The organism is Acidisphaera rubrifaciens HS-AP3 (genome assembly GCF_000964365.1).
GTDB classification, from domain to species: Bacteria; Pseudomonadota; Alphaproteobacteria; order Acetobacterales; family Acetobacteraceae; genus Acidisphaera; species Acidisphaera rubrifaciens.
Genome location: NZ_BANB01000049.1, coordinates 1 through 558 on the forward strand (window position 1 = coordinate 1; position 558 = coordinate 558).

Genomic DNA, 558 nt, shown 5'->3' on the forward strand with positions numbered 1-558 from the left:
GTCAACGGCGGAAGGGGGGCGGGCGGCTCGGTCATCGCATCTCTCGCGGACGGCGGGGCGGGGAAGGCGGCTGGGGTGCTGACGGTCGGGGCGCGGGCAGCCGGGGCCGCCTGCATCCGGCGCCGGCCCGCCGTCTCTATACCCACCCGGCCCGCGTGCCGGAACCGCCACAGACCCGATCAATTCGTTGCGACGGAGACTATTCCGCCAGCCGCGATGATGACGGCGGCCGCAAGACGACCTAGAGTCGCGGCGCGCATAATAATCGGAACAAGCGTCATGAAAAGACACGGAGATCCAGAAAAAGAACTTAATGCCCCACAGCCGGGCCGTAACGATCAGATTACCGACATCAACTTCGATTTTTTCGACAATCCTCATGCCCTGCCACGCGCTTTGTATACCGTCGGCACCCGCATCGCGACCGTGCGCGGCGAGGTGCCGGTCGAGCATCTCGGCGTCGGCGACGTCGTCCTCACGCCGGCGGGCGAGCGCATCTGCGTGCGCGAGCTGCGCCGCTGGAGCGGCGACTGGCGCCCCGGGCGGCTGGGCGGCCCC

1 protein-coding gene is annotated in these 558 nt (G+C 68.3%); it reads left to right on the forward strand.

Features of this window, described 5'->3' with window-relative positions:
• Nucleotides 1-219 precede the first annotated feature (219 nt).
• Nucleotides 220-558: Hint domain-containing protein (locus B8460_RS22780; protein ID WP_206742634.1), on the forward strand; the 339-nt coding region annotated here is incomplete at its 3' end.